The sequence below is a fragment of the Spirilliplanes yamanashiensis genome (assembly GCF_016863475.1).
In the GTDB taxonomy this organism is placed as follows: domain Bacteria; phylum Actinomycetota; class Actinomycetes; order Mycobacteriales; family Micromonosporaceae; genus Spirilliplanes; species Spirilliplanes yamanashiensis.
Genome location: NZ_BOOY01000017.1, coordinates 13,607 through 40,548, shown reverse-complemented (window position 1 = coordinate 40,548; position 26,942 = coordinate 13,607). Strand labels below are relative to the sequence as shown.

18 protein-coding genes are annotated in these 26,942 nt (G+C 74.7%); 10 read left to right on the top strand and 8 right to left on the bottom strand.

Annotation, left to right across the window (positions count from 1 at the left end):
* The 3 genes from Sya03_RS12115 to Sya03_RS12105 form a co-directional block, all read right to left on the bottom strand.
* Window positions 1–651: WXG100-like domain-containing protein (locus Sya03_RS12115; protein WP_203938358.1), on the bottom strand; the 651-nt coding region annotated here is incomplete at its 3' end.
* Window positions 652–767: 116 nt separating this feature from the next.
* Complete coding sequence (locus Sya03_RS12110; protein ID WP_203938357.1) at window positions 768–1,844, bottom strand: hypothetical protein; 1,077 nt, start codon at window positions 1,842–1,844, stop codon at window positions 768–770.
* 10 nt (window positions 1,845–1,854) lie between these two features.
* A complete protein-coding gene (locus Sya03_RS12105) occupies window positions 1,855–2,256 on the bottom strand; it encodes a YbaB/EbfC family nucleoid-associated protein (RefSeq protein ID WP_203938356.1) in 402 nt (133 codons plus the stop codon).
* Between the two features lie 363 nt (window positions 2,257–2,619).
* Here Sya03_RS12105 and Sya03_RS12100 point away from each other — a divergent pair, with 363 nt between their 5' ends.
* The 9 genes from Sya03_RS12100 (at window position 2,620) to Sya03_RS12060 (ending at window position 20,424) form a co-directional block, all read left to right on the top strand.
* A complete protein-coding gene (locus tag Sya03_RS12100; RefSeq protein WP_203938355.1) occupies window positions 2,620–2,937 on the top strand; it encodes a WXG100 family type VII secretion target in 318 nt (105 codons plus the stop codon).
* Between the two features lie 33 nt (window positions 2,938–2,970).
* Window positions 2,971–3,273, top strand: coding sequence for a WXG100 family type VII secretion target (locus Sya03_RS12095; RefSeq protein WP_203938354.1), 303 nt, complete (start codon window positions 2,971–2,973; stop codon window positions 3,271–3,273).
* Window positions 3,274–3,380: 107 nt separating this feature from the next.
* A complete protein-coding gene (locus Sya03_RS12090) occupies window positions 3,381–4,046 on the top strand; it encodes a hypothetical protein (protein WP_203938353.1) in 666 nt (221 codons plus the stop codon).
* Between the two features lie 39 nt (window positions 4,047–4,085).
* Window positions 4,086–7,679, top strand: a complete 3,594-nt coding sequence (locus tag Sya03_RS12085) for a hypothetical protein (RefSeq protein WP_203938352.1) — start codon at window positions 4,086–4,088, stop codon at window positions 7,677–7,679.
* A 31-nt stretch (window positions 7,680–7,710) separates the two neighbouring features.
* The gene (gene eccCa / locus Sya03_RS12080; protein WP_203938351.1) at window positions 7,711–11,685 is read left to right on the top strand and encodes a type VII secretion protein EccCa; all 3,975 of its coding nucleotides are present in this window, start codon (window positions 7,711–7,713) and stop codon (window positions 11,683–11,685) included.
* A gap of 1 nt (window position 11,686) precedes the next feature.
* Window positions 11,687–13,090: a type VII secretion integral membrane protein EccD gene (gene eccD, locus Sya03_RS12075; protein WP_203938350.1), complete on the top strand. Its 1,404-nt coding sequence runs from the start codon at window positions 11,687–11,689 to the stop codon at window positions 13,088–13,090.
* 6 nt (window positions 13,091–13,096) lie between these two features.
* Complete coding sequence (eccB, locus tag Sya03_RS12070; RefSeq protein ID WP_203938349.1) at window positions 13,097–14,455, top strand: type VII secretion protein EccB; 1,359 nt, start codon at window positions 13,097–13,099, stop codon at window positions 14,453–14,455.
* A 4-nt stretch (window positions 14,456–14,459) separates the two neighbouring features.
* Entirely contained in the window at window positions 14,460–17,102 is a 2,643-nt protein-coding gene (locus Sya03_RS12065) for a hypothetical protein (RefSeq protein WP_203938348.1), read from the top strand.
* Between the two features lie 13 nt (window positions 17,103–17,115).
* Window positions 17,116–20,424 carry a right-handed parallel beta-helix repeat-containing protein gene (locus tag Sya03_RS12060; protein WP_203938347.1) on the top strand — a complete coding sequence of 1,103 codons (3,309 nt, stop codon included), beginning with the start codon at window positions 17,116–17,118 and terminating at the stop codon, window positions 20,422–20,424.
* Between the two features lie 33 nt (window positions 20,425–20,457).
* On the opposite strand, the gene Sya03_RS12055 is transcribed toward Sya03_RS12060, so the two are convergent.
* Window positions 20,458–21,399, bottom strand: a complete 942-nt coding sequence (locus tag Sya03_RS12055) for a GlcNAc-transferase family protein (RefSeq protein WP_203938346.1) — start codon at window positions 21,397–21,399, stop codon at window positions 20,458–20,460.
* A 126-nt stretch (window positions 21,400–21,525) separates the two neighbouring features.
* Between Sya03_RS12055 and Sya03_RS12050 the strand changes: the two genes are divergently transcribed.
* The gene (locus Sya03_RS12050) at window positions 21,526–22,653 is read left to right on the top strand and encodes a GntR family transcriptional regulator (protein WP_203938345.1); all 1,128 of its coding nucleotides are present in this window, start codon (window positions 21,526–21,528) and stop codon (window positions 22,651–22,653) included.
* Window positions 22,654–22,675: 22 nt separating this feature from the next.
* Here Sya03_RS12050 and Sya03_RS12045 read toward each other — a convergent pair whose 3' ends face one another.
* From Sya03_RS12045 to Sya03_RS12030, 4 genes are all read right to left on the bottom strand, one after another.
* Window positions 22,676–23,818, bottom strand: coding sequence for a polysaccharide lyase (locus Sya03_RS12045; RefSeq protein WP_203938344.1), 1,143 nt, complete (start codon window positions 23,816–23,818; stop codon window positions 22,676–22,678).
* An 83-nt stretch (window positions 23,819–23,901) separates the two neighbouring features.
* Complete coding sequence (locus tag Sya03_RS12040; RefSeq protein WP_239107401.1) at window positions 23,902–25,113, bottom strand: DUF808 domain-containing protein; 1,212 nt, start codon at window positions 25,111–25,113, stop codon at window positions 23,902–23,904.
* Between the two features lie 95 nt (window positions 25,114–25,208).
* Window positions 25,209–25,376 carry a hypothetical protein gene (locus Sya03_RS12035; protein ID WP_203938343.1) on the bottom strand — a complete coding sequence of 56 codons (168 nt, stop codon included), beginning with the start codon at window positions 25,374–25,376 and terminating at the stop codon, window positions 25,209–25,211.
* A gap of 66 nt (window positions 25,377–25,442) precedes the next feature.
* On the bottom strand, window positions 25,443–26,897 hold the full coding sequence (locus tag Sya03_RS12030) for a protein adenylyltransferase SelO (protein WP_203938342.1): 1,455 nt from the start codon (window positions 26,895–26,897) through the stop codon (window positions 25,443–25,445).
* Between the last annotated feature and the right edge of the window lie 45 nt (window positions 26,898–26,942).

Here is a 26,942-nt window from a genome sequence, read left to right as displayed (position 1 = left end):
GGGCTTGGGGGTGTACGGCGGCGGGGTCTCGGCCTCGGGCTTCGGCTTCGGCGGCGGGGTGTCGGGCTTCGGCTTCGGCGTCGGCGGCTTGACGTTCGGGGTCGGGCCCGCCGTGAGCTTCGGGATGGCCGGGAACTTGGGCATCGGGGGCAGCTGGACCTTGTTCACCACGTTCTGCACCATGCGCAGGCGGCGCATCTGGATGAGCGCCCGGACGACGAGGGCGCCCGCGGCGATGTGGAACGGGATGGTCCAGGGCGTGGCGGACACCAGCGCCGAGAAAATGTCGATGATCGTCGCGTACATCGCGATGTGGATCGAGTACTGGGTGTGCTCGGTCTGCAGCGCGAAGTCCAGGACGGCGTTGCTGAGCTGGTCCAGGCCGGCCTGGATGTTGGGGATGTCGTTCATCAGGTCGCGGGTGGCGTCGTAGAACGCGTTCGCGGTGTCGCCCGTGAGGACGTTGAAGACGTTGCCGCCGAGGGTGCTGACGTTGTCGCCCGCGTTGTCCAGCGCCGACGAGTAGCTCTTCATCAGGCCGTCGAGGGAGCGGATCCACGTGGGCCACGCCTTCGGGTACTGCTCGCCGGACGTGTACAGGATCAGGTTGTACGCCCAGTCCCACTCCGGATCGATGTGCAGGTCAGGCACGGCGGAGCACCTCCTCCACCGGCGGGTGGAGGAGGTGCTGCGGCGCGGTGCTCACCATTCTCCCCAAGTGCTGGTCGTGTTCGTCGCCGGACGGCCCGGCGGGCGGCCGGATCCGGTCAGGGGGTCGGCGCCACACCCGGGTCGGGCTCGTCCGGCGCGATGAAGCCCGGCCGGAAGCCGTCGGGCGGCAGGCCGTGGCCCTCGACGAAGCGGGCCTCCGTCCAGAAGACGGGGTTGGGGTCGTCGTCGCCCCGGCGGGCCTCGACGTGGACGACCTCGCCGATGACGAACCCGGACCTCGGGGCGTCCGGGTCGATGGGCCCCTCGGGCAGCAGCGGGGTCCGCACGTGCAGCTCGGCGTGCTGGATGCGTGCCTCGCCCTCGGGCAGCAGCGCGCCGCGCCGGTGCGGCTCGGGTTCGGTCACCTCGCCCGGCGGGATCACGGTGCCGGGCGCCCACACGCCCTGCTCGCCGTCGCGCACCTCGTCCGGGTGGACGGACCGGACCGCCAGCCGCTTGAACGGCGGCGGATTGTCCGGGTCGTACGACATCACCGCCTGCCTCCGGCGCAGCAGGGCCGGCTGCGCCTGGCCCTGCTCGGGCACCTCGTCCGCGAGGATGACTTTGCGGCGCAGCAGCGACGCCCGCGTCGGCTCCAGGAGCGGCTGTGGGCCGAGGGGCTCGCCGTTCTCGTCGACCCGCTCGCCCTTCTCGTTCACGCGGACGGTCTCGACCACGACGGCCGGTTTGGTGTGCATCACCGCCATCCGCAGGGGCTGCGCCTCGCGCGCCTCGTCCGGGTGGACCGACTTCACCGCCAGGCGCGAGTGCAGCCGCGCCGGCTGCCCCTGCCCGGGCTGGGCGAGGATCTCGTCGGTCTCGTTCTGGAACGCGGTGGCGGTCTGCGTCGCGTCCTCCTCGGCCTGGCCGTACAGCTCACTGGTCTGGGTGAGGCCGTCGCCGCAGTACACCATCGCGTTCTCGAGGTTCCTGACGCGCAGCCCCAGCTCCTCGGCGGTCCGGATGAAGTGCTGGTAGAAGGTGTGGCCGGTGTCGTCGTCGCCGAACCCCTCCTTGAACTTCGGCAGGAGCTCGTCGTATCCGTCGCCGATGTGCTGGTAGTTCTCGCCGGCCGCGTAGTACGGGTGGGCCAGCGAGCCGAGGGCTTCCGGGTTGACGTAGAGGTGGTCCACAGCGCGCTCCCTACCGGTACAGCTGCTCGCGGACGGCCTGCGGCATGCGCGGCCCGTCGGGCGGGGCGATCGCGTCGACGTCGACGGTGCCGCTCATGAGCCGGCGGGCGTCCATGCCGGGCGGCAGGAACGGGGCGAGCAGCTCGGCGGACAGCTCCTGCGCCTTGCCCTTGGCCTCGCCGATGGTCTGCATGACGAGCGCGGACAGCTCCTTGGCGTTGTGCCGCTTGTAGCCGCTGCCCAGGAACTTGATGTCGGTGATGACGCCGGTGTTGTTGACGGTGACCGACACCTCCTTGCGCGTGGAGACCGCCGTCACCGTGATGTCGGTGATCTGCGTGCGCAGCTCGGCGAGCAGGCTGCGCTGCTGCTGGTACGCCTTGTGCAGCTCCTCGAGCGGGTTCTCGGTCATGCGGCCCTCCGTCGTCGTGAGTCCCCAGGCAAGCCGGTGACCGGGGGGAGCGACAAGGGAGGCGGCACCGGACGGGGGTGAACGGGCAGCGCCTGGGGGCAGCTTTGCCCGGTCCTCCGCCTCGCGCGCGCGGGCGCCCGCGCGCGCGACTCCGCGCCCGCGCGCGGACGCCGGCACCGGCGGCGGATGCGCCGGACGGATCGTCCATGTGCGAGCGGGGTGCCGGAGGGCACGCTGCGGGGTGCAGTCGTGCAGTGGCCGACGGTTGCGCTTTCTGAGCCGCCGCGCGCGCCGCAACACTCAGCCGAGCGCCGGCGATGACTGCGCGCGTCCGACTACGACGACATTGAGGGAGGCATCTCGATGGCGAATTACGTCAGTACTGATACCCCGGGAATGCGGCTGGCGCGCTCCGAATTCGAGAGCACGTCGACCGCGTTCACCGGCTACCTCGGCAACATCAACGCGGAGTGGCGGACCCTGCAGGCGCGGTGGACCGGTACCGCGTCGAACGGGTACGGCCAGGCCATGGACACCTGGGAGGGCGCCTTCCGCGGCATCCTCGACGCGATGCAGGTGATGATCCAGTCGCTGGGCGGCAGCGCCCAGATGTTCGACGCCCAGGAGCAGGAGGCGGCCGGCATCGCGCCCGCGTGGGTGAAGGACCTTCCCGGCTTCTGAGCCGGTCTCCCCTTCCCGAGAGAGGACTGACAGATGACCACATACACCTTCGACTTCGCGATGGCGTCGGCCACGATCGACAAGATGACGGCCGTCAATGGCAATATCCGCGAGGCGCTGAACAACCTCGAACGCACGTGCCAGACCACGATGGCGGACTGGACCGACGACTCGAAGGACGCGTACGTCGTCCAGAAGGCGCGGTGGGACCGCAACGCCGAGACGATGAACCAGGCCCTGATCTCGGCCCGCCAGGCGCTCCTCAGCATCTCCGACGGTTACGGCGGCGCGCAGCGCAGCGCCACGAACCTGTGGCAGGGCGCCTTCGGCGGCTGATCCGCCACCCCTCGACAGAACGCCGGGCCGGCAGCTTCCACCCGGCCCGGCGACTGTCGTGAGCCGACCCGCGAGCCGATCGCCCGCCCGAGGAGGAGGAACCCACCGTGGCCAGTTACAACAGCTCGGAACTGCACGACAAGAAATACATCACCCTCGACCAGATGATCGCCTACAACGACTGGGAGATCAATTTCAGCTACGACCCCATCGAGAACCAGAGCGCGGACGTCCAGTACGTCCACAAGCTCGTCTCGATGAGCAAGGAGGAGGTCGACAAGCAGCGGATCCTGCCGCAGGGCCCCGAGGGTGCGCCGGAGAAACCGACGGTGCCGGACGACAAGCCGAAGGACCCGCACGAGAAGGACATGCCGGCCGTCCCGAACACCGAGGGGACGAACGGCAACGTCATCCGGATCGACACCGACGTCATGGAGACCTTCTCCGGCAACGTGCTGAAGCTGGAGAAGTACCTCGACGACTCCCTGACGGAGCTCGCCAAGCTCAACCTCGCGCCGGGCATCTTCGGCGCCGGAACCAACCTGTACGGCGTCTACGTCGGCAAGGGCGAGGCGCAGGGCCTGCACGGCAACGTCCAGGCATTCATCAAGGCGCTGAAGGAGACCTTCTTCGACCTCCGCGCGGACGTCGACACCATGGTCTCCGACTTCAAGACCAGCGAAGAGATCGCCGACATGACCACGGAGCAGCTCGAAACCGTGTTCAAGGAGTCCTTCGGCGGCATCACGGGCCTGTCGAAGCACGTCAAGTAACAGTCGTCATCATCGTTCTGCTGTGAGGAATGGACGCACATGGCTGAGGATCCGAAGGGCGAGCAGGGGCTCTTCACCGAGGACAAGAACGGCACCTTCCTCCTCGACGGCAAGACGAGTGACGACAACAACGACTATCAGAGCTGGAACTGGAAACAGATCGAGACGGTGCTGCTCGGCGGGGGCGGTGTCGCCAACGCCAACGCGTCGAAGATCGACAGCACCGCCAACGTGCAGTCGCTGAGGGACGCCGCGGCCGCCTACGCCACCGTGCAGTCGTACCTGGCGGGCATCGCGAAGAACCTCCGGGCACAGGCCGAGGGCATCGCGGGCGAGGGCAAGGCGTGGCAGGGCGAGGCGGCCGAGACGTTCCGGGAGAACATCGTCAACCTCGCCGACTGGGTCGGCAAGCAGGCCGAGCGCATCAACGGCGGCGACTCCGGGTCACACATGTCGGTCCCGAACCGGCTCACCCACGCCGCCAACAACCTGGACTGGGCGCAGCGGTCCGTGCGCTACATCGACTCGTTCTACGCCGCCTGGGCGAGGGACGTCATGAACGCGCCGGTCGTCGACGGCGTCGTGCACGTCAGCAAGGTCAAGGGGCTGCCCGAGAAGATGACGGAGGAGATGCGCGAGGTCATGGCGCATCTCGTCCCGCAGTACGTGACGGCGTACCAGGGTGTGCAGGGCCTGGAGGCCGTCACCGGCGGCGGCGGAGCGGGCGGGCCGAAGCAGACCCCGCCGCCGACCCTGCCCCCGCTCACCCCGCCGCCGGCGCCGCCCACGCCGACCCCGCCGCCGGCCCCGCCCACGCCGACGCCGCCGCCGACCCCGGAGAACCCGCCGACGCCGACGCCGCCGCCGACCCCGGAGGGCCCGCCGACGCCGACCCCGCCGCCGACCCCGGAGGGCCCGCCGACGCCGACCCCGCCGCCGGTCCCCGAGGGCCCGCCCACGCCTTCGGTCCCGGACGGTCCGCCGGTCCCGGAGGGCCCGCCGGTCCCCGAGGGTCCGCCTGTTCCCGAGGGTCCGCCGGCCCCGCAGGGTCCGCCCACGCCCGAGGTCCCGTCGGCCCTCGAGACGCCGCCGATCCCCGAGGGCCCGCCCGTGGCCCCGCCGGAGGCGGGCACCGGGACCCCGCCCCCGGAGGTGCCGCTGCCCGGCTCGCCGGAGGGCCCGGGCAACGCGTTCACGCCGCCGGGGCTGCCGCCGGCCGGGTCGGGCGACGTCCCGCCCCCGGGCGCCGGCATCATCCCGCCCCCGCTGGGGCTGACGCCGCCCGGCGGCGCCAACCCGCCGGGATCCCAGCAGAACACCGCGCGGCCGCCGTCGGCGAGCATCCCGGACCTCAGCGGCGGACCCGGCGGCGGACCCGGCGGCGGACCGGACGCGCCCGAGGCGCCGCCGCTGGGCGGCCTGCCCGGCCTGGACGGCACCCCGCCGCCCGTCCCGCCGGGCCTCGGCACCGACGTGCCCGGCCTCGGCCAGGGCACGGACGGCCCGGGCACCGGCCCGGGCACCGGCACGCCGCCGATGATGCCGCCGATGTCGCCGCCGCAGGGCGGCAACAACTCGCCGAACGAACGCCCCGACGCATCCGACCTGCTCAACCCCGACGGCACCCCGTGGACGCCGCCGGAGCTGGGCGGCCTCACGCCCGAGGCGCCGGGCGGCATCGGCCCGGGCGCCGGGCTGGGCAACCCGCCCGGTGTCTCCATCCCGGACGGACCAGGGCTGCCTGGTAGCGGGCCGGGCACCGGCACGCCGCCGATGATGCCGCCGATGTCGCCGCCGCAGGGCGGCAACAACTCGCCGAACGAACGCCCCGACGCGTCCGACCTACTGAACCCCGACGGCACCCCGTGGACGCCGCCGGAGCTGGGCGGTCTGACCCCGGACGCGCCGGGTGGCGTGGGTCCGGGCGCCGGGCTGGGCAACCCGCCCGGGGTCTCGATCCCCGACGGCCCGGGGTTGCCGGGCGGGCCGGGCGCCGGCACGCCGCCGATGATGCCGCCGATGTCGCCGCCGCAGGGCGGCAACAACTCGCCGAACGAACGCCCCGACGCCTCCGACCTACTGAACCCCGACGGCACCCCGTGGACGCCGCCGGAGCTGGGCGGTCTGACCCCGGACGCGCCGGGTGGCGTCGGCCCGGGCGCCGGGCTGGGCAACCCGCCGGGGGTCTCCATCCCGGACGGCCCGGGGTTGCCGGGCGGGCCGGGCGCCGGCACGCCGCCGATGATGCCGCCGATGTCGCCGCCCCAGGGTGGAAACAACTCGCCGGCGGACCGCCCGGACGCCGCCGACCTGCTCGGCCCCGACGGCACCCCGTGGACGCCGCCGGAGCTCGGCAACCTCACGCCGGACGCCCCGGGTGGCGTCGGCCCGGGTGCCGGAGTCTCCATCCCGGACGGTCCGGGAATGCCGGGCGCCGGAACGCCGCCGATGATGCCGCCGATGTCGCCGCCGCAGGGCGGGAACAATTCGCCCGCGGACCGGCCGGACGCGTCCGACCTGCTCGGCCCTGACGGCACCCCGTGGACGCCGCCGGAGCCGGGGAACCTGACGCCCGACGCCCCCGGTGGCGTGCCGCCGATGGTGCCGCCCATGACGCCGCCGCAGGGTGGCAACAATCCGCCCGCGGACCGGCCGGAGTCGGCTGACCTGCTCGGCGCCGACGGCACGCCGTGGGGGTCGCCGCCGGGCGGGAGCCTCGTGCCGGACGCGCCGTCGGGCACCGGGCCCGGTGTTCCGCCGATGCTGCCGCCGATGGTTCCGCCGCCGCCGGGGCGCACCGCGCCGCCGCAGCGGCCGGACGCCGCCGCGCTGCTCGACGGGGACCAGGCCGACTGGCGGTCGCCGCACGTCGTGCCGCCGGCGCCGGAGGTTCCCGAGGCGCCCCGGGTCGCGTCGGGGCCGCCGGTCCTGCCGGTGCCGCCCGCGACCGCGCCACTCGTCGCCCCCGCCGGGCGGGGGCGCGACGACGACGAGGACGACGACGGTGTCCTCATGCCGATGTTCCTGGCGCCGCCGCCGGTCACGGAGCCGGAGCGGCGGGCGCCGCGGCGCACCGAGGCCGGGGAGCTGCTGGAGGAGCAGGCCGTCGCCTGGGGCCCCGAGCCCGCGCCGGACACCGACCGGGTGCCGGTCGTCGGCGACGACGAGGACGACGACTTCCACTCGTGGGACAGCGACGCGCTGCCGTGGGGCGCGGGGCAGCCGGAGGCGGCCGCCGAGGAGGACGACGACCCGGCCGACTGGGGCTACCTCGGGGCCCCGCCCACGCCGGAGCCGCAGGCCGAGGAGGACGTCGCGCCGGCGCCGCCCCGGCAGCCCACGTACACCCGGCGGCAGGCCGCCGGGCCGATGTCGGAGGCCGACCACCTCATCGCCGAGGGCGTCCTGCCGGCCGTGCGGGCCGGCGGGCCGGAGCTGACCGACGAGGAGTTCGAGCAGTGGGAGGCGGAGCAGCGGGCCGCCGAGCGGGAACGGCTGCGCGCGGCGGGGCTGCTGCCCGACGAGGACGACGAGGACGGCGAGGCGAAGAAGGAGCGGCGCGCCGCGGACCTGCTGAACAGGGACGCGTCCGCCTGGGGCGGTGGCGCCGCGGCGCCCGGGACGATCGGATGACCGGGCGCCGGCGCGCCGACGAGGGAGCGGCATGAGCACTGTCACCGTGAAGCGGCCACCGCGCGCCGCCGGACCGGAGATGCCCGACGGGCAGGTGGAGTTGCAGGAGCCCCCGGTGATGGCCGAGGAGGCCCCGCCGGACTTCCGGTCGTTCTTCATGATGGTGCCGATGGGCCTCGGCATGGGCGGCATGATGCTCATGTACGGCGTGACGAGCCGCTCGCCGGTCATGTACGTCATGGGCGGCGTGATGGCCCTGGGCATGATCTCGATGGGTCTCATGCAGATCGGCCGGGCGGCCGGCGAGCGCAAGCGCAAGATGCTGGGGGAGCGGCGCGACTTCCTGCGCTACATCGCCCAGCTGCGCCGCAAGGCCCGGGAGACGGCGGAGCAGCAGCGCCAGGCGGTGGTGTGGAACAACCCCGACCCGACGGCCCTGTGGTCGATCGCCATGAGCAGCCGGTTGTGGGAGCGGCGCGCCGCGAACGACGACTTCGGGCGGGTCCGCATCGGGCTGGGCCGGCAGCGGTCCGCCGTCGACTACGTGCCCCCGTCGACCAAGCCGATCGAGGACCTGGAGCCGCTGTCGTCGATCTCCCTGCGGCGGTTCGCCGAGGCGTACCGGACGGTGCCGGACGTGCCCGTGTCGGTGGGCCTGCACAGCTTCAGCAGCGTGGAGTTCGCGGGCGAGCCGGAGCCCGCGCTGGGCCTGCTGCGCGCGATGATCGGCCAGCTCGTCACGTTCCACGCGCCGGACGAGCTGCGCGTGGCGGTGCTGTGCGACGACGCGGTGCGGCAGGCGGAGTGGGACTGGGTGAAGTGGCTGCCGCACAACGCCCACCCGAGCGCGGAGGACGCCGCCGGGCCGCTGCGGCTGTTCGCCGGCGACCACGACGAGCTGATGACGCTGCTCGGCCCGGAGGTCGGCGACCGCGGCGACCACGACAAGTCGGTGCGGCCCAGCGTCACCGAGCCGTTCGTGGTGGTGGTCGCGCACCGGGCCGCCATCCCGGCCGGTTCCCGGCTGCTCGGCGGCGGCATCCGCAACGTCGTGCTGCTCGACGCGACGGGCGCCCTGCCGGGCGGCCCGCGCACACTGCGCCTCACCGTCGCGGGGTCCACGGTGGAGTTCCCGGCCGGCGACACCACCGGCAGCGCCGCCCGCGACGAGCTGACCGCGGCCGGCGCGGAGTCGCTCGCCCGGGTCCTGGCGCCGAAGCGCACCAGCGGCACGCTGGAGATCGTCGACGAGCCGATGACGAGCGACTTCGAGCTGACCACGCTGCTGGGCATCCGCGACGCGCAGTCCTTCGACCTGAACCCGCTGTGGCGGGCCCGCCAGCCGCAGCGGGCGCGGCTCCAGGTGCCGATCGGCGTCACGGAGGACGGCGAGGTCGTCGAGCTGGACCTGAAGGAGTCGGCGCAGGGCGGCATGGGCCCGCACGGCCTCATCATCGGCGCGACCGGCTCCGGCAAGAGCGAGCTGCTGCGCACCCTGGTGTGCGCGCTGGCCGCCACCCACTCGTCGGAGATCCTCAACCTGGTGCTGGTGGACTTCAAGGGCGGCGCCACGTTCCTCGGCATGGAGCGGCTGCCGCACACCTCCGCCGTCATCACGAACCTGCAGGACGAGCTGCCCCTGGTCGACCGCATGCAGGACGCCCTGAACGGCGAGATGAACCGGCGGCAGGAGCTGCTGCGCGCCAGCGGCTACGCGTCGGTGTTCGACTACGAGAAGGCCCGCGCGGGCGGGGCGGCGCTGGCGCCGTTCCCGGTGCTGCTGCTCATCGTCGACGAGTTCAGCGAGCTGCTGTCGAGCAAGGCCGAGTTCATGGACCTGTTCGTGTCCATCGGCCGGCTGGGCCGCAGCCTCGGCGTGCACCTGCTGCTCGCCTCGCAGCGCCTGGACGAGGGCCGGATCAACCGGGTGGAGGGCCACCTGTCGTACCGGATCGCCCTGCGCACGTTCTCGTCGATGGAGTCCCGCGCGGTCATCGGCGTCGGCAGCGCCTACGAGCTGCCGTCGGCGCCGGGCAGCGGCTACCTGAAGATGGACACCAGCAACCTCATCCGGTTCAAGGGCGCCTACGTGTCCGGCCCGTACGTGCGCACCGGCCCGGCGGAGATCTCCGGCGGCCGGCACCGGGTGCTGGCCGACGTGGTGCCGTTCAGCAGCTACCCGCAGGGCGCGGCCGTGACCGTGGACGCCGACGAGCCGGTGGACGCCGGCCGCCCCGACGAGGCGGCGGAGGCGAAGACCGGGTCGGACGCGCCGATGCTGATGGACGTGCTCGTCGACCGGCTCCAGGGCTCCGGCCCGCCGGCCCGGCAGATCTGGCTGCCGCCGCTGGACGAGGCGCCGAGCCTGGACTCGCTGCTGCCCACCATCGTGCCGGACCCGGAGCGCGGCATGACCGTCGAGCCGGTGGAGATGCGCGGGCGGCTGCGCGTGCCGGTCGGCGTGGTGGACCGCCCGCACGACCAGATGCGCGACCTGCTGATCGCCGACCTGGAGGGCGCCGACGGGCACATCGGCATCGCCGGCGCCCCGCAGAGCGGCAAGTCGACCCTGCTGCGCAGCCTCGTGCTGAGCCTGGCGCTGTCCAACACCCCGGAGGAGGTGCAGTTCTACGGGCTCGACTTCGGCGGCGGCGGCATCATGTCGCTGGTCGGCCTGCCGCACGTCGGCTCCATCGCGTCCCGGATGGAGCACGACCGCGTGGTGCGCACCATCGAGGAGGTGCGCCAGGTGATGGAGTACCGCGAGGCGCTGTTCGCCGAGCGCGGCTTCGACTCCATCGGCGCGTACCTGGCGGCCCGCCGCCGCGGCGAGGTCGACGACCCGCACGGCCACGTCTTCCTGATGGTGGACGGCTGGTTCACCGTCAAGCAGGACTTCCCCGACCTGGAGAAGGCGTTCAGCGAGCTGACCTCCCGCGGCCTGTCCTTCGGCATCCACGTGGTGGTGACCGCGACCCGCTGGTCGGAGATCCGGCCCTGGCTGCGCGACCTGCTGGGCACGAAGTTCGAGCTGCGCCTCGGCGAGGCGATGGAGTCGGAGATCGGCTCCCGCAAGGCCGCGCTGGTGCCGAACCGTCCCGGCCGGGGCATGACCGCGGGGGCGCTGCACTTCCTCGGCGCGCTGCCCCGCGTCGACGGCAGCTCCACGACGGGCGACCTGGCGGAGGCCACGAAGTCGATCGTCGAGGAGATCGGCCTGTTCTGGCCGGGCCGGCCGGCGCCGCAGGTGCGGATGCTGCCCGCCCGCCTGCCGGTCGAGCAGCTTCCGGCGCCGAAGCCGGCGTTCGCCGTCTGCATCGGCCGCGACGAGCAGCGCCTGGCCGAGGTGTGGCACGACTTCATGGTCACCCCGCACATGATCGTGATGGGCGACAACGAGACCGGCAAGACGAACGCGCTGCGGGTGGTGCTGCGCGCCATCCAGCAGCGCTTCACGCCCGACGAGGCGAAGGTGGTGCTCGCCGACACCCGCCGCGACCTGGAGAAGGCGATCGCCCCCGAGTACCGGGCGGGTTACGCCGTCACCGCGGAGACCGCGGCCGAGCTGGCCAAGCAGGCCGGGGTGTCGATGGGCCGCCGGATGCCCGGCCAGGACATCACCTCGGACCGGCTGAAGCGGCGCGACTGGTGGACCGGCCCGGAGCTGTTCTTCGTGATCGACGACTACGAGCTGTTCACCGGCGGCATGTCCACCGGGCCCGTGCTCGACCCGCTCATGCCGATGTTGTCCCAAGGGGCAAACATCGGGCTGCATCTGGTCATCGCGCGTTCCACCTCGGGTGCGATGCGGGCCATGATGGACCCGGCGATCCGGCGGATGTGGGAACTGGGCACGCCGGTGACGCTGCTCTCCTACCCCAAGGACGAGGGCAGGTTCGTCGGCGAGGCCACCCCGCGCAAGCTGCCACCGGGCCGCGCACAGCTCGTGACACGACGCAACGTCAGCCTGATCCAGACCGGCTGGGTCGACGCGGGGGAGAGGTGACATGGGCACGACACTGGACAGCGAGGTCTGCCGCATCACGGTGGTCGGCCCGGACCGGCGGGTGGACCTCGCGGTGCCGGTGTCGAGCACGGTCGCCTCGCTGATGCCGGTGCTGCTGGCGCACACCGCGGACCAGTCGGCGGTCGACGCCACGCTGCCCAGCACCGCCTGGGCGCTGCAGCGGCTCGGCGGCGAGCCGTTCGACCAGGCCGAGAACCCCCGGTCGCTGGACTGGCTGGAGGGCGAGACGTTCCACCTGCGCCCGTCGGCCGAGGCCCTGCCCGCGCTGGACTACGACGACCTGGCCGAGGGCATCGCCGAGACGGTCAACCGGCGCGGCGACCGCTGGCAGCCGTCGTACCGGCGGCACCTGTTCATCGGCGTGACCGGGTTCGTCCTGGCCGTGGTGGCGGCGCTGCTGTTCTGGTACGGCCACGCGCTCGCATTCGACGTCACCGGCCTGGCCCTCGGCGTCGTGTTCGTGCCGGCGTCGGTGCTGTTCGCCCGGTACGCCGCCGACGGCGCCATGGCCGTGCTGTTCGGCGTGGCGGCCTGCTGCTTCGTGGCGGTCGCGGCGGTGAACCTGGTCGACGGCGACCCGGGCGGGGTGCTGCTGCGCGAGCACGCCAACATCGCCGCCGCCGCCGCGATGGTCGTCGCCGTGCTGCTGACCGTCCTGCAGCGGCTGTGGGCGCCGGCGCTGCTGTACTCGCCGTTCCTGGTGCTGGCCACCGCCGCCGTCGTCGTCATCGGCTTCTTCTGGCTGCGCTCCGCCTACACCCTCGACGGGCCGGCGGCCGCCGCCCCGATCGCCTCGGCCGTGTTCGCCTTCGTCATCTTCGCGCCCAACCTGGTGCTGCGCGCCGCCCGCCTGCGCGGCCCCCAGCTGCCCAAGACCGGCGAGGAGCTGCAGTACGACATCGAGCCGCACCAGGCCGGCGAGGTGCAGGCGCGCGCCGACGAGGCGCACAACTTCCTCACCGCCGTCGTGGTCTGCGCCTGCCTGGTGCTGCCGGTGCTGTGCTGGAACGTCCTCGCGCACGACGGGTGGGTCAGCAGCACGTTCGTCCTCATGCTGTCGAGCGCGCTGCTGCTGCGCGCCCGCGTGTTCATGGGCCTGGTGCAGCGGGTCGCGCTGACCGTGGCCGGCTGCGCCGGCTACACGATGCTCATCGCCGAGTCCGCCCGCGACGCCGACCCGGGCCGCCTGGCGCAGCTGCTGGGGCTGCTCGCGGTGGTGCTCGCCGCGACGGTGATGGCCGCGCTGCGCCCCTGGCCGCGCCGGCTGCTGCCGATCTGGGAGTTCATCGCCCGCATCCTGGACGTCGTCACCGCGCTGGCCGTGCTGCCGCTCGCGTTGCAGCTCATGGGCGTGTACGCGTGGGCCCGCGGGCTGGGCGGCTGACCGCCGATGCAGACCCAACGCGACCACGTCCACGCCCACCAGTTCCAGATGGCGCGGATGAGCTCCTCGCTCATCATCGGCGACCCCACCCCCGGCGAGAACCCGATGAAGCGCACGGTGACCGGCACGCTCGTCGGCCTGCTGCTGGCCGTGCTGATCGTCGTCGGGTTCGGCATCTACGGCTGGATCGTCCCGGGCGGCAAGACGTCCTGGCGGCAGGCCGGCGCCATCATCGTCGAGAAGGAGACCGGCACCCGGTACGTCCTGCTCAACGGCACGCTGCACCCGGCGCTCAACATGGCGTCCGCCATGATGATCAACGGCCCGTCGGCGAAGGTCCAGCTGGTGTCCCGCAACTCCCTCAAGGGGGTGCCGCGCGGCGCGCCGGTGGGCATCGCCGGGGCGCCGCAGACGATGCCCGACCGCACCGCGATGCTGCGCGGGCCGTGGCTCGCCTGCCTCGGCAGCTCGCTGTCGCGCGACGCCGACGACCAGATCGGCCTGAACTTCGACACCGCCGGGCAGGCCCAGGAGCTGCCGGCCGACCGCTTCGTGTACGTGACGGCGGGCGGGTCGCCGTACATCGTGTGGCGCGGCGGCAAGCACCTCGCGCGGGAGGACACCGTGCCGGTCGCGCTCGGCATCGCCGGCGCCGACCCGCTGCCCGCGCCCCGCGCCTGGCTCGACCTGCTGCCGGACGGCCCGCCGGTCGCCACGCCCGACATCGACGGCCTCGGCGACGCGGGCCCGCGCATCGGCGGGGAAGCGGCCGACATCGGCCAGCTGTTCGTGCAGCCCCGCGGCACCGGCGGCGACCAGCTGTTCGTGCTGCTCCGCGACGGCCTGGCGCCGCTCAACCGCACCATGTTCGTGCTGCTGCAGGCCGCCACCGGCAACGAGCCGGTCCGGCTCGCCGCGGCCGACGTGGTGGCCGCGCCGCGCTCCGACGACCGGTCGCTGATCGAGCCGCTCGCCGACCTGGCGGCGGCGACGCACGAGCAGGCGCGTGGGCGGGTGCTGTGCCAGCGGCAGGCGCCCGTGCCCGGCCTGCCCGCCGTGGCCGCGGTGCCCGTGCTCGCCGCCCCCGACCACGCGGGCCTCACGCCGGACGGCCGCGCCACGGTCCGCATGCGCCCGGGCGCCGGCATGCTCGTCTACCCGGTGCCGATGGCCAACCCGCGCCTGCCCGACCCCTGGTTCGTCTCGGACGAGGGCAAGCGGCACCACCTGCCGGACTCCCGCATGATGAGCAACCTCAAACTGTCGAACGGCGTCATGGTGCCGATACCGCGCGGCCTGCTGACCGGCGTGCCGAGCGGCCCGGAACTCACCGCGCAGGCCCTGCTCGCGCAACCGAAGGGATGACGCCGTGTTCGCGTTGCACAACAGCCAGGCCCAGCGCCGGCAGGACATCGCCGGGCACACCGTCGGCAACGCGATGGTGCTGCACCTGGAGAACAGCATCAGCGCGGAGGCCCGGGCGCTGGCGATGAACGTCGCCCAGGACGACCAGAACGACATCGTCGTCCTGGACGTGGCCGGGGACCTGCCCGCCGAGCTGTGGGAGTCCGTCGCCCGCGCGCTGCCCCGCCGCCGCCGGCGCGGGGTGCGCCTCGTGGTGTGCGGGCGGTACCGCAGCAGCAGCACCCTGGTCGGCCCCTGGCTGGCGCAGCGCCTGCGCCGCACGGTGGTCGCCGCCCACGGCGACGTGCTGCCCGGCGCGTCCGGGTCGCTGTTCGTGCACCCCGGCCCCCAGACCGGCTGGGTGCGCTACCGGCCGGGCAAGCCCGGCGCGTGGGACGCCAAGCGGTTCCCCACGCCCGCCTGGGACGGGGCGCTGACCGCCGACTACGCCACCAGCTCCACCGGCGTCGCCGAGCCCCTGCCCGCCGGGGCGTGGATCCACCACGCCGGCGCCGGGGACGCGGTGCGGGCCGCCCGCGAGTGGCTGGTCTCGTCCGTGCCGTGCCAGCCGGACGTCCTGCTCGTCCTGCTCGGCTGCCCGGGCACGCCGCCGGTGGCGCTCGACGACGTGCTGCGGTTCTGGCGGACCCTGGACGAGACGCACCGCCGGATGGTGCGCTTCGCCGCGTACGGGCCGGTCGCCCTGCCGCCGGGGGAGACGCCCGGCCGGGCCCTCGCCGACCTGCTCGGCGAGCCGGTCGTGTGCCTGACCGGGGTGCCGCTCGGCGAGCCCGCGAAGCCCGACGTCTACACCATCGCCACCGACGGCCGGCTGGGCTGGAACGCCTTCGTGCGCGAGGTCGGCTACGCCCCGCGCGAGCGCCCCACCGCCCAGCCGCCCGCCCCGGTGATGCTGAGCTACCGCACCCCCGAGTTCTTCGGCCGGTCCGTCGGCGGGCCCGTCTTCTGGTACGCGGCGGACGCCGTCATCGAGGTCATCCAGGGTGGACTGTGGATCCGCCCGCCGGAGGCGCCCCGGCACGCGCCCCGGATCCGGGCGGCGCGGCTCGACCCGGACCGCAGCGCCGTCGTGTTCGACGACGCGAACGAGCAGCAGGCCGCCCGCATGCGGGTGCTGGCACAGGACGTCATCGACCGGCTCGACCCGGCGACCCGGGAGCACAGCGTGCTGGTCCAGGCGTCGGCGCTGGCGGAGGCCATGGCCGACGCCACGGGCCCCGGGCAGGCGCCCGCCGGCGGCCGCCTCGGGGAGGAGCCGGCGGCGCCCGCGGAGGAGGCCGCACTGCCGGTGGCCGCGGTGGAGCCGGCGACCGCGGAGGCGCTGGGGCAGCGGGCCCCGTCGATCGGCGCGCTGGAGACCCTGCGCGTCGGCGTCCGCCCCGGGCAGGCACAGGGCGTGCTCGCCCCGGACACCGGCCCGGAGCCGGCGCCCGAGCCGGTCGGCCCGCCGGCGTCGCCCGCCCCGCCCCGGGCGCCGGCCGAACCCGCGGCGCCCCTACCGGCCCCGCCGCCGACCCCGGCCCCGGCCCCGCCCGCGGCCCCGGCCCCGGTCCCGGCCCCCGCCCCGGTCCTGCCGCCGGCCCCGGCCCAGCCCGTCGCCGCCGCGCCGTCGATCATCCCGCCGGCGGCGCCCCCGACCGCGCCGCTCGCGGTGCCGCCCGCCGCGCCTGGTGCGCCGGGTGCCGCGCCGAAACCCGCCCCGGGCGGTGCGCCGGTCGCGCCGCGTACCCCCGCGGTGGACGTGGCCGCGCCCGCCGACCCGCCGGCGGCCGGCGGCGGCGCGCCGCGGCTGCAGCAGGCCCCCGTGCGGGCGGCGTCCGCCCTGATCCCCGGCCGCGGCCTGGGCGAGGAGCGCGCCTGGCTGCGGCGCTCGCTGAACACGGAGTTCACGGCGCTGTCCACGGCGGTGACGCGGGTGCTGTCGCAGCACCCCGGCCTCAAGCGGGCCGCTGACACCGACCCCGACGAGGTGCTCACCGACTCCGTCGCGGTGCGGCTGTACCTGTCACCGGCCGGCTCGGCCATCGACGCGGGCCTGCGCGCGGCCCGGAAGGGCCCGCACGTGCCGTTCGCCCGGTGCGTGGTGGCGGGCCTGGTGCGGCTGCCGTCGCACCGCGGCGCGACGGTGTACACCGCGTCGCCGTCGGCCCAGCAGTGGCGCCTGGTGACCGAGCGCAAGGTCGTCACCGAGTGGGGCTTCCTCAACGCGCTGACCGAACCCGGCCCGCAGACCGGCACGGTCGACGTGCTGATCTGGGCGATGACGGCGCGCCGCACGCGGATCCTCGAGCCGGACGGCGCCGGGCACGCCGACAACCGCGTGCTGTTCGTGCCGGGCACCAGCTTCAAGGTGCTGGAGGCGGTCGCCCCGGGCCCGGGCACGCGCGGCCGGCTGTTCCTGCGTGAGCTGGCGGCCAACGAGATCGACGAGGCCGGGAAGGTGGCCGAGGACCGGCTCCAGCTCGACGAGCTGGCCGCCGGTTCGCTGCGCCGCTGCGCCGAGCGGTGGGCCGAGTCGGCGCCCGCGTCGGTCGTCGGCGAGGACGCGCTGGCCCGGTTCGGTGCGCTGCCGGGGCTGACCGGGTGACGGGGGTGCGGACGTGAGCCGTCAGGTGCTGGTGGTGGCCCCCGGGCGGCCGGGCGCGCTGCCGACGATCGGCGCCGCCCTGGAGCGGGCGGAGGACGACGCCACCGTCACCGTGCACGAGGGCCGGTACGAGGAGAACCTGGTCGTCCGCAAGCGGGTGACGATCGTGGCCGGCGACGGGCCCGGCACGGTGGTCGTGACCGCCGCCGCGGGCAGCGTCCTGGTGGTCAACGGCGCCGGCGCGCACCTGCGCGGGCTGCACCTGACCAGCGCCGACACCGAGGTCGCCGCCGTGGACGTGTACCAGGGCGAGGTCGCCCTGGAGGACTGCCGGGTCGTCGGCGCGTCGTGGGCGGCGATCCTGTCGCGGCTCAACGGCTCGCTGGCCATGCGGGCGTGCGAGGTCACCAACCCGAACGGCGCCGGCGTCGTCGTCACCTCCGAGCGGCCCAGCACCGTCGAGGAGTGCCGGATCGGCGAGGTCAGCTCGTCGGCGCTGGTGGCGGCGGAGAGCGGGCACCTCATCGTGCGCCGGTCGGCGCTGTACCAGGTGGCCGGCAACGGGCTGGTCGTCAACGGGCAGGCGCGTTGCGTCATGGAGCAGTGCGAGATCACCGACGCGGCGAAGCCGGCCGTGGTGGTGGAGCAGCAGGGCAGCGCCGAGATCACCGGCCTCACCGTCACCGGCAGCCAGAACGTCGACCTGTACGTGCGCGGCTCCGGGGACGTGACCGTCTCCGACTCCACGTTCACCGGCGCGGCCGTCCAGTCGGCGCACATCGCCGACGACTCGGCCGCGGTGTTCCAGCGGTGCACGTTCGCCGACGCCGGGCACATCGCGGTGCAGGTGACCCGCGGCGCCCGGCCGCGGCTCACCGGGTGCACGCTGACCGGCAGCCCCATCGGCATCCGGGTCGACGAAAACGCCCGGCCGGTCCTGGAACAGCTCGTCGTCAGCGCCATGACCGAGCGGATGATGGTGGTCGCCGCCGGGTGCGCCACCGTCACGGGCCTGCGCGGCCAGGCGGACGCCGGGGCGGGCGTGCTGCTGCACGAGGACGGCGAGGCGACGCTCGACGACGTCACCCTCGACACCGCGAACGCGGCGGGCCTGGAGGTCCGCGACCGGGCGCGGGTCACGCTGTCGGGGGCGCGCCTCGGCACGCGCGCCGAGGCGGCCGTCGACGTGGGCGGCGAGGCGCGGGCGACGCTCACCGCCGTGACGCTCACCGGCGGCGGCCTGCTCGTCGGCGACCGGGCCGAGGCGGCCGTCACCGACAGCCAGGTCGACGACCCCGCCGCGGACGGATTCCTGGCGACCGGGAACGCCGTGCTGACGGCCACCCGGGCGCGCATCCGCAACGCCCGCCGGCACGGCGTCAGCGTGGAGGCCGCCGCCCGGGCCGTGCTCACCGAGTGCGAGGTGCTCGGCAGCGCCCAGGACGGCGTGCACGTTGAGTCGGCCGAGCCGGTGCGGCTGGCCGGCTGCGTCGTGCGCGACAGCGGCGCGACGGAGGTGAGCACGCCTGTCCGGCACCAGGTCGTGCTGGACAACATGGACACCGGGCGCGCCGCGTCGCCGGTGAGCCCGGCGCCGGCCGGGTCCGGCGGCGCCGCCGCGGCGGCGCCGGCGCGCACGCAGAAGGGTGACGAGATGTCGGGAACGCTGGGCGAGCTGGACAACCTGATCGGCTTGGACGGGGTGAAGAAGGAGGTCACCGGCCTCATCAACCTCATCAAGATGTCCCAGGCCCGGGAGCGGATGGGCCTGCCGATGCCGCCGATGAGCCGGCACCTCGTCTTCGCCGGCCCGCCCGGCACCGGTAAGACCACGGTCGCCCGGCTGTACGGCTCGGTGCTCGCCGAGCTGGGCATCCTCGCCAAGGGGCACATGATCGAGGCGGCCCGCGCCGACCTGGTCGGCCAGTACATCGGCTCCACCGCCATCAAGACCACCGAGCTGGTCACCAAGGCCCTCGGCGGGGTGCTGTTCATCGACGAGGCGTACACGCTGAGCGCGTCCACCGGCGGCTCCGGGCCGGACTTCGGCCAGGAGGCCATCGATGCGCTGATGAAGATGATGGAGGACCACCGCGACGAGCTGGTGGTCATCGTGGCCGGCTACTCGGAGCTGATGGAGAAGTTCCTCCAGTCGAACCCCGGTCTGGCGTCGCGGTTCACCCGCACCATCGAGTTCCCCAACTACAGCGTCGACGAGCTCGTCACGATCACCACGAACCTGTGCCGCAAGCACTACTACGAGCTGACCGACGAGGCCGTCACGGCCCTGCACGAGTACTTCGAGCGGGTGCCGAAGAACTCGACGTTCGGCAACGGCCGCGTGGCCCGCAAGCTGTTCGAGGCCATGGTGAACCACCAGGCGTCGCGGCTGGCGCTGGCGCCGCCCACCCGCGACAAGGACCTCAACCGGCTCACCGAGTACGACCTGGCGCCGGAGCTGGAGCTGCTGCCCCGCGACGGGGCGCAGCAGGCGCAGGCCCCGACCGTCGCGTCGGACCCGCGGGCCGCGCTGGGCGCCAGCCACGCGTGGGGGCGGATCAGCCGGCTCGTCGGCATCACGGCCGTGCGGCAGGCCGCCGGCGGCGCCGTCCTGACGCTGGCGCAGCTGCGGAACCAGAAGCGCCCGTACGCGACGCACGGCAACGTGGTGCTGTGCGGCCGGCCCGGCACCGGCCGCCGCGAGATCGCCCGCCTGTACGCGCAGGCCGTGGCGGAGCTGGACCTCATGCCGGTCGGCCACCTGGTGACCGTGTCGACGGACCGGGAGCTGTGCCCGCAGTGGCCCGGGCAGGCCCGCAGCCTGATCCGCGCGGCCGTCCAGGAGGCGACGGGCGGCGTGCTGCTGATCGAGTGGACCGACGCGCAGAGCGGGATCGACGAGCAGTTCCGCACCGAGCTGGGGGAGGCCCTCGCGGACGAGATGCGCCGCGTGCCCGGCGACCCGCTGGTGCTGCTGAGCGGCGCACCGGCCGCCCTGCGGACGCTGCTGCTCGACGTGCCGCAGCTGCCCGGCTGCTTCGGCCAGCGGTGGGACTTCCCGGGCTACACGGGCGCGGAGCTGGGCGAGCTGGCCGTGCGGTACCTGACCCGGCGCGGCCACGAGGTGCCCGACGACGTCCGCTCGGCGCTGCTGCCGCTCGCCGCGGAGCTGCCCGAGCCGACGGTAGCCGCCGCGCACCGGCTCGCCGCCGGCCTGGCCCGCACGGCCGCGTCGCAGACGCTGACGCTCGCCGACATGACCGGCCTGCGCCGGGCGCCGGAGGCGGCGCGGCAGGAGGGCGGCCTGGCGTCGGTCGGCTGACGGCCGGCGTTTCGGCGGCGCTCCCGCCGGAACTCAGGCGGCGGCCGGGGCCGGGGCGCAGGCCGCCGGCTCCGCGCCGCTCAGCGTCTCCGGCGTCGCCGTGCGGGCGGCGAAGTCGACGCCGGCGTAGGCGCAGTAGTCCGCCAGGGTGCGCTCCGTGCCGAGCGCCAGCGGCCCGACGGCGCCGCGCAGCAGCAGCTTGCGGACCCCGGCCCGGCTGAGCCGGTCGCGCACCGACCACCCGATGGTCGGCCCGCCGCGCGGGTGGTCCTCCCAGTGCTTGCGCCGGTACGTCCCGCCGTAGTTGTGCCACAGCAGGACCTCGGTGGGGTGGAACAGGTCGTACCCGCGGGTGAAGCTGCGCACGGTGAGGTCGATCTCCTCGCCGTGGAAGTACCGCTCCGGGTTGTACGGCACGTCGGCGGGGAAGCTGCCCGGGGCGAAGATGAAGCCGGCGGCGATGAACCGGGCCCGGAACGGGCGCCGCCCCAGCGCCGCCCAGTCCGGGATCGCGGACGGGCGCACCAGCGGGATGTTGAAGTCGTCGAAGTCGTAGTGCAGCAGCTGCAACGGCGCCGCGTCCGGGTCCGGGTCCGTGCCCGGCTCGTAGATCGGCGGGTACGTCGTCAGCACGGGCCTGTCGCCCGGCGCCCGCGCCAGCGCCGCCAGGGCCTTGTCGTCCCAGTGCGGGACGAACCGGTGGTGGCTGTCGATCTGCATGAAGACGTCCTCGCCGTCGAACATCTTCATGCACTCGGCGCGCGCCCAGCACGCGCCGCTGCTGTCGCGCCAGTGCACGTCCATGATGTCGACCTGCGGGTGGCCGAGCAGCGGGGTCACGTCCTCGTCGTCGCCGTGCTGCCAGCAGACGCCGAACCGCAGCCGCTCCGGGTGCCGCGCCGTGGCGAGGGCGTCCAGGACGGTGGGGACGAGTTCCGCGTCGCGGTACGACGCCACGGACACGAAGATGCGCACCCGCCGAACCTATGGGTCCGCCCGGCGGCCGATCGACCACTGTGCCCGAAGATCGGCCGGGCGCGGGTCGATCGGGCACCCGCCGCGCGTTGACGGGCGGCCCCGCACCGCGCATGATTCCCCGCCATGGACCCCCTCGGACCGCCGGATTCGTTCCCTCCGGGACGGAAGTTCCGGGTGCTGGCCGAGGTGCTGCGCCGGCAGGTGGCGGACGGGCAGTGGCCGGTCGGCGGCCGGCTGCCCACCGAGCCGCGGCTGGCGGCCGAGCACGGCGTCGGGGTCAACACCGTGCGGCGCGCCGTCGGGCTGCTCGTCGCCGAGGGCGTCGTGGAGCGGCGCCAGGGGTCCGGCACGTACGTGGTGCGCCGCCCGCGCCCGGCGTCAGCGGGCCGCCGGCTGGTGGGCGTGCTGGTGCCGTCCACGTCCTATTACTACCCGCGGGTGATCGAGGGCATCGAACGCACGCTGACCGCGGCGGGCACCGGCGTCGTCCTGGCCAGCTCCGACTACCGGTGCGACCGGGAGGACGCCCAGCTGCGCAGCCTGCTCGGCAGCGGCGTCGCGGGCCTCGTCCTGGTGCCGAACCTGCACCTGGTCGCCGACGCCCAGCGCCACGTCGACGCCCTGCGCGACCTGCCCGTGCCGTACGTGCTGGCCGAGCGCCGCCCGCCCGCGCCCGCTCCGGACGACCCGACGACGTACGTGACCACCCACCACGCCGGCGGCGTGCACGCGGCCGTCCGGCACCTCGTCGGGCTGGGCCACACCCGCATCGGCTACCTGGGCCGCGTCCGCACCGGCACCGCGCAGCCCATCACCGCCGGTTTCGCGGCGGCCGCCGCGGCCCTCGGCGTGACGCCGGTGCCGGAGGCCGTGGTGTGCCGCGAGTCGTGGACCGCCGGGCAGATCGGCGAGTTCGCCCGGGCCTGCCGCACCCACCGGGTCAGCGCCGTGTTCTGCCACGGCGACCGGGACGCCGCCACCCTGCTGGCGCACGCCCGCCGGCTGGGCATGCGCGCCCCCGGCGACCTGGCCGTCATCACCTACGACGACGAGGTGGCCGAGCTGGGCGACCCGCCGCTCACGGCCGTCGCGCCGCCGAAGGAGCAGGTCGGGGCGACGGCCGCCGAGCTGCTGCTGCGCCGCATCGACGGCGGCGCCGGGGTGCCCGTCCAGCGGGTGGAGCTGCAGCCGCGGCTGATCGTCCGCGCCTCCTGCGGCGGCGCGGACCGGCGGGCCGCCGCCGCGTCGTGACGGCGGCCCGCGGTGCGCCCGCTCAGAGGCGCTGCCAGAGGGCCGGCGTGCGGACCGGCTCCCAGCCGGTCAGCGACCGTTGCGCCTGCCGGCAGCGGTAGGTCGCCCCGTCGTAGGTGACGGTCCGCCCGACCGCGTACGCCGTGCCGGGCTGCCACGCCGCGACGCCCGGGTCGGTCGGCGCCGTGGTCACCGGGGGAGTGGCGGGGCGGGTCGTCGGCGGCGTCGGCGGCGTCGTCGTCGGCGGCGTGGTCGGCGGGGCGGTCGGGCAGCCGCCCGAGAGCTCGCAGATGTCCGCCCGCGACGTCGACGCGGTGAAGTCGTCGTACCAGATGTACGAGTCGTTCTGCGGGGCGAAACCGGCCTCCGCGCCACCGTGGAACGAGCTGAAGTACGCCCGGTCGACCAGGTCGGCGTTGCGGACGAAGCGCAGCCCGGTGACGCTGACGACGCGCCGGCCGTTGTACCAGGCCTCGATCTCGCCGTCCGGGTTCGCCTCGCCGCCGGTCACGGTGTTGACCTTGACCCGCTGCACCAGGTTGATCCACTGGCCGCGCGGGTAGTACACCGGCGCGCCGTCGAGCGAGAAGTCCGCATCGTCGCCGTACGTGCCGGCGTGGCCCATGTGGTAGTAGTACAGCGACGCGCGCCCGCCGGACCGCCAGATCATCCGCGAGCTGAAGCCGTTGAAGCCGTCGCAGACCTTGCCGCCGGAACACGAGGCGCCGCCCGCCAGGCCCACGCCGAGCTTGCCCGCGAACGACGTCGTGCCCCAGCTGAAGTCCGGGCTGAACCGCACCCACTGCGAGAAGTAGTACTCCCGGCTCGGGACCAGCGCGAACGGCGCCGACAGCCCCGAGTTCTCCGGGCTGATCACGCCCTTCGGGTAGAACGCCCGCAGCGACTTGCCGCCGGAGTGCGCCACCGCGCCGTCGATCGTGCTCCGGGCCGCCAGGCCCTGGTCCCAGGGGGCGCTCCACCCGTCGGCGGCCCAGGCGCCGCGCAGGTACGGCGCACCGGCGGGCGGCCGCTCGAACGAGTTGACGTACGGGGCGGCCGCCGTCGGCCGCGGTGCCGCGGGCGCCTCGACCGCGAGGGCGGTGGTGGCGCCGGCCGCCAGCAGGGCCGCGCCGGCGGCGACGGCGATCAGGGGTCTGATTCTCACCGCGCCAATATCATTCACATCGATGGAATGAATCAACCGGCGCCGAGGGCGTGAATCGGCCCCCGGCGCCGGCGGCGCGGCCGTCAGTGCGCCGTGTCGCTACCCGCCTCGGCCGTCGACCCGGACCCGGCCGCCGGCCCGGCCGCCGGCCCGGAGCCCGCCGCGGAGCCGGAGCCCGCCGCGGAGCCGGAGCCCGCCGCGGAGCCGGAGCCCGCCGCCGGGCCGGAGCCCGCCGCGGAGCCCGAGCTGGTCGCGGAGCCGGAGCCCGTCGCGGTGCCCGCCGCCTTGGAAGCGGCCGCGATCTCCGCCGTCGCCGTCCCGTGCGCCTCGGCGCCGTGCCCGGCCTCGGTGCCGTGCCCGGCCTCCGTGCCGTGCGCCGCCTTGCGGCGGTGGAACGTGAAGGTCATGAAGACCACGATCAGGGCGCCGACGATGAGCCCGACGATCGCGCTCGCCACCGTGTTCACCAACCAGCCGATGACCCCGCCGAGGGGGCCCGTGGCGTCGTGGGCGGCGTCCTCCATGTGGTGCACGGCGCCGTACACCGCGTGCAGGCCCAGCTCGTCGCTGCCGACCAGCAGGATGTGGCCGCCGACCCACAGCATAGCGGCGGTGCCGACGACGGTGAGGAAGGTCAGCACCTTCGGCATCGCCTTCACCAGGCCGTGACCGAGGGAGGCGACGGCGCCGGAGCGCTGGGTCAGGCGCAGGCCGACGTCGTCCATCTTCACGATGAGGGCGACGGCGCCGTACACCAGCACGGTCATGACGAGGGCGACGACGCTCAGGATCGCCAGCCGCGACCAGAAGGTCTCGGCGATGACCTCGTTCAGGGTGATGACCATGATCTCGGCCGAGAGGATCAGGTCGGTGCGGACGGCCCCGGCGATCAGGGTCTTCTCGTCCTTCGCCTCCTCGCCGCCGCCGTGGGCGTCGTGGTGGGCGATCTTGGCCCAGACCTTCTCGGCGCCCTCGTAGCAGAGGTAGGCGCCGCCGAGCATGAGGATCGGGGTGAGCAGCCACGGCACGAACTGGCTGAGCAGCAGGATCGCCGGCAGGATGATGAGGAACTTGTTGCGCAGCGAGCCGAGGGCGATGCGCTTGATGATCGGCAGTTCGCGCTCGGCCGCCAGGCTGCGCACGTACTGCGGCGTGACGGCGGCGTCGTCGATGACGACGCCGGCGGCCTTGGCGCCGGCCTTGGCGGCGGCCACCCCGATGTCGTCGACCGACGCCGCGGCGGCGCGCGCCAGCACCGCCACGTCGTCCAGCAGGGCTACGAGTCCACCGGCCAAGGGATCGTCCTCTCAAGGGGTCGGGCTGTCCGTGCCGGTTCATTCTTGCCCACCCCGCGCCCGGGGCATGCGTCGGCCGCGCCCGCCGGGGTGGCCTACAGGGGCGCGTCGGGCGGCGGCGCGCCCTCGTCGGGGTCGTCGCCGGTGGCGGGCTCGTGCGCCGGCGGGCCCGGGTCGGACCGCGGGTCGTCGGCGTTGGCGTCCTTGAGGTGGTCGTCGACGTCCTGGGACGGCTCGCCCAGGGCCTCGGGGTTGACGCTCATCTCGGCTCCTTCCGTGGACCGGTCGCGTCGGGCCTACCCCGCGCGGGCCGGTTCATGCCCGCGGCGTCAGGTGCCGCAGAAGGTGCGGTAGGCGCCGAAGTCGGGCGGCGCGTGCGCCGCGTACCGGTCCAGGCCGGGGCGCTCGTCGTACGGGGCGGACACGGCGCCGACCAGCCGGTCGAGCGGTCCCAGGTCGCCGTCGACGGCGGCGGCCAACGCCTCCTCGACGAGGTGGTTGCGTGGGATGTAGACGGGGTTGACCCGGTCCATCGCGTCGGGGTCCGGGCCGAGCGCGAGCCAGCGCGCGGCCCAGGCGGCGAACGCCTCGGGGTCGGCGAACAGCCGCCGGGCGGGCTCGGCGTCGCCGCGGGCGGTGCGGGCGAGCGCCCGGTAGAACGACGTGTGGTCGACGCGGCTTTGCTCCAGCAGCGGCAGCAGGTCCGCGGCCAGCGCCGCGACGGCGTCCGGGTCGGCGTCGCCGGGCAGGCCCAGCTTGGCGCGCAGCCCGTCCGACCAGGCGGCCTCGTAGCGGTCGCGGAAGGCGCCCAGGGACGCCGTCGCCACGGCGGCCGCCTCCGCCGGGTCGTCGTGCAGCAGGGGCAGCAGCGCCTCGGCGAACCGGGCCAGGTTCCACTGCGCCACCAGCGGCTGGTTGCCGTAGGCGTAGCGCCCGCCGTGGTCGATCGAGCTGAACACCGCCCGCAGGTCGAACGCCTCCAGGAACGCGCACGGCCCGTAGTCGATGGTCTCGCCGGAGATCGTCATGTTGTCGGTGTTCATCACCCCGTGCACGAAGCCGGCGTGCATCCACCGGGCCACCAGCGCCGCCTGCGCGGCGAGGACCGCCTCGAACAGCGCCAGGTACGGCCGTTCGGCCTGCGCCGCGGCCGGGTGGTGCCGGGCGATCGCGTGGTCGGCGAGGCGGCGCAGCAGGCCGGTGTCGCCGGTGGCGCGGGCGTACTGGAACGTGCCGACGCGCAGGTGGCTGGCGGCGACGCGGGCCAGCACCGCGCCGGGCAGCGGGGTGTCGCGCAGCACGGTGCGCCCGGTCGCCACCACCGCCAGCGAGCGGGTGGTGGGGATGCCGAGGGCGTGCATGGCCCGGGCGACGACGTACTCGCGCAGCATCGGCCCCACGGCGGCGAGGCCGTCACCGCCGCGCGCGAACGGCGTCCGCCCGGAGCCCTTGAGGTGCAGGTCACGGGGCCGGCCGTCGGTGCCGGTCAGCTCGCCGAGCAGCAGCGCCCGCCCGTCGCCGAGCCGCGGCGAGTACCCGCCGAACTGGTGCCCGGCGTACGCCTGCGCCACCGGGGCGGCGCCGTCGGGGACGGCGGCGCCGGTCAGCAGCGCCACCCCGGCCGGGGTGCGCAGCCAGGCCGGGTCGAGGCCCAGCTCGGCGGCCAGGTCCTCGTCGAGCGCGAGCAGCCGCGGCGCGAGCGCCGCCTCGGCGGCCCACGGGACGGCCAGCTCCGCCAGCTCGCGCGCGAAACGGTTGTCGAGGGTGACGGTCGCGGTGCTCACCGGTCCGAGCCTACGTCGGCTGCCCGGCGGCGCCGACCGGCCCGG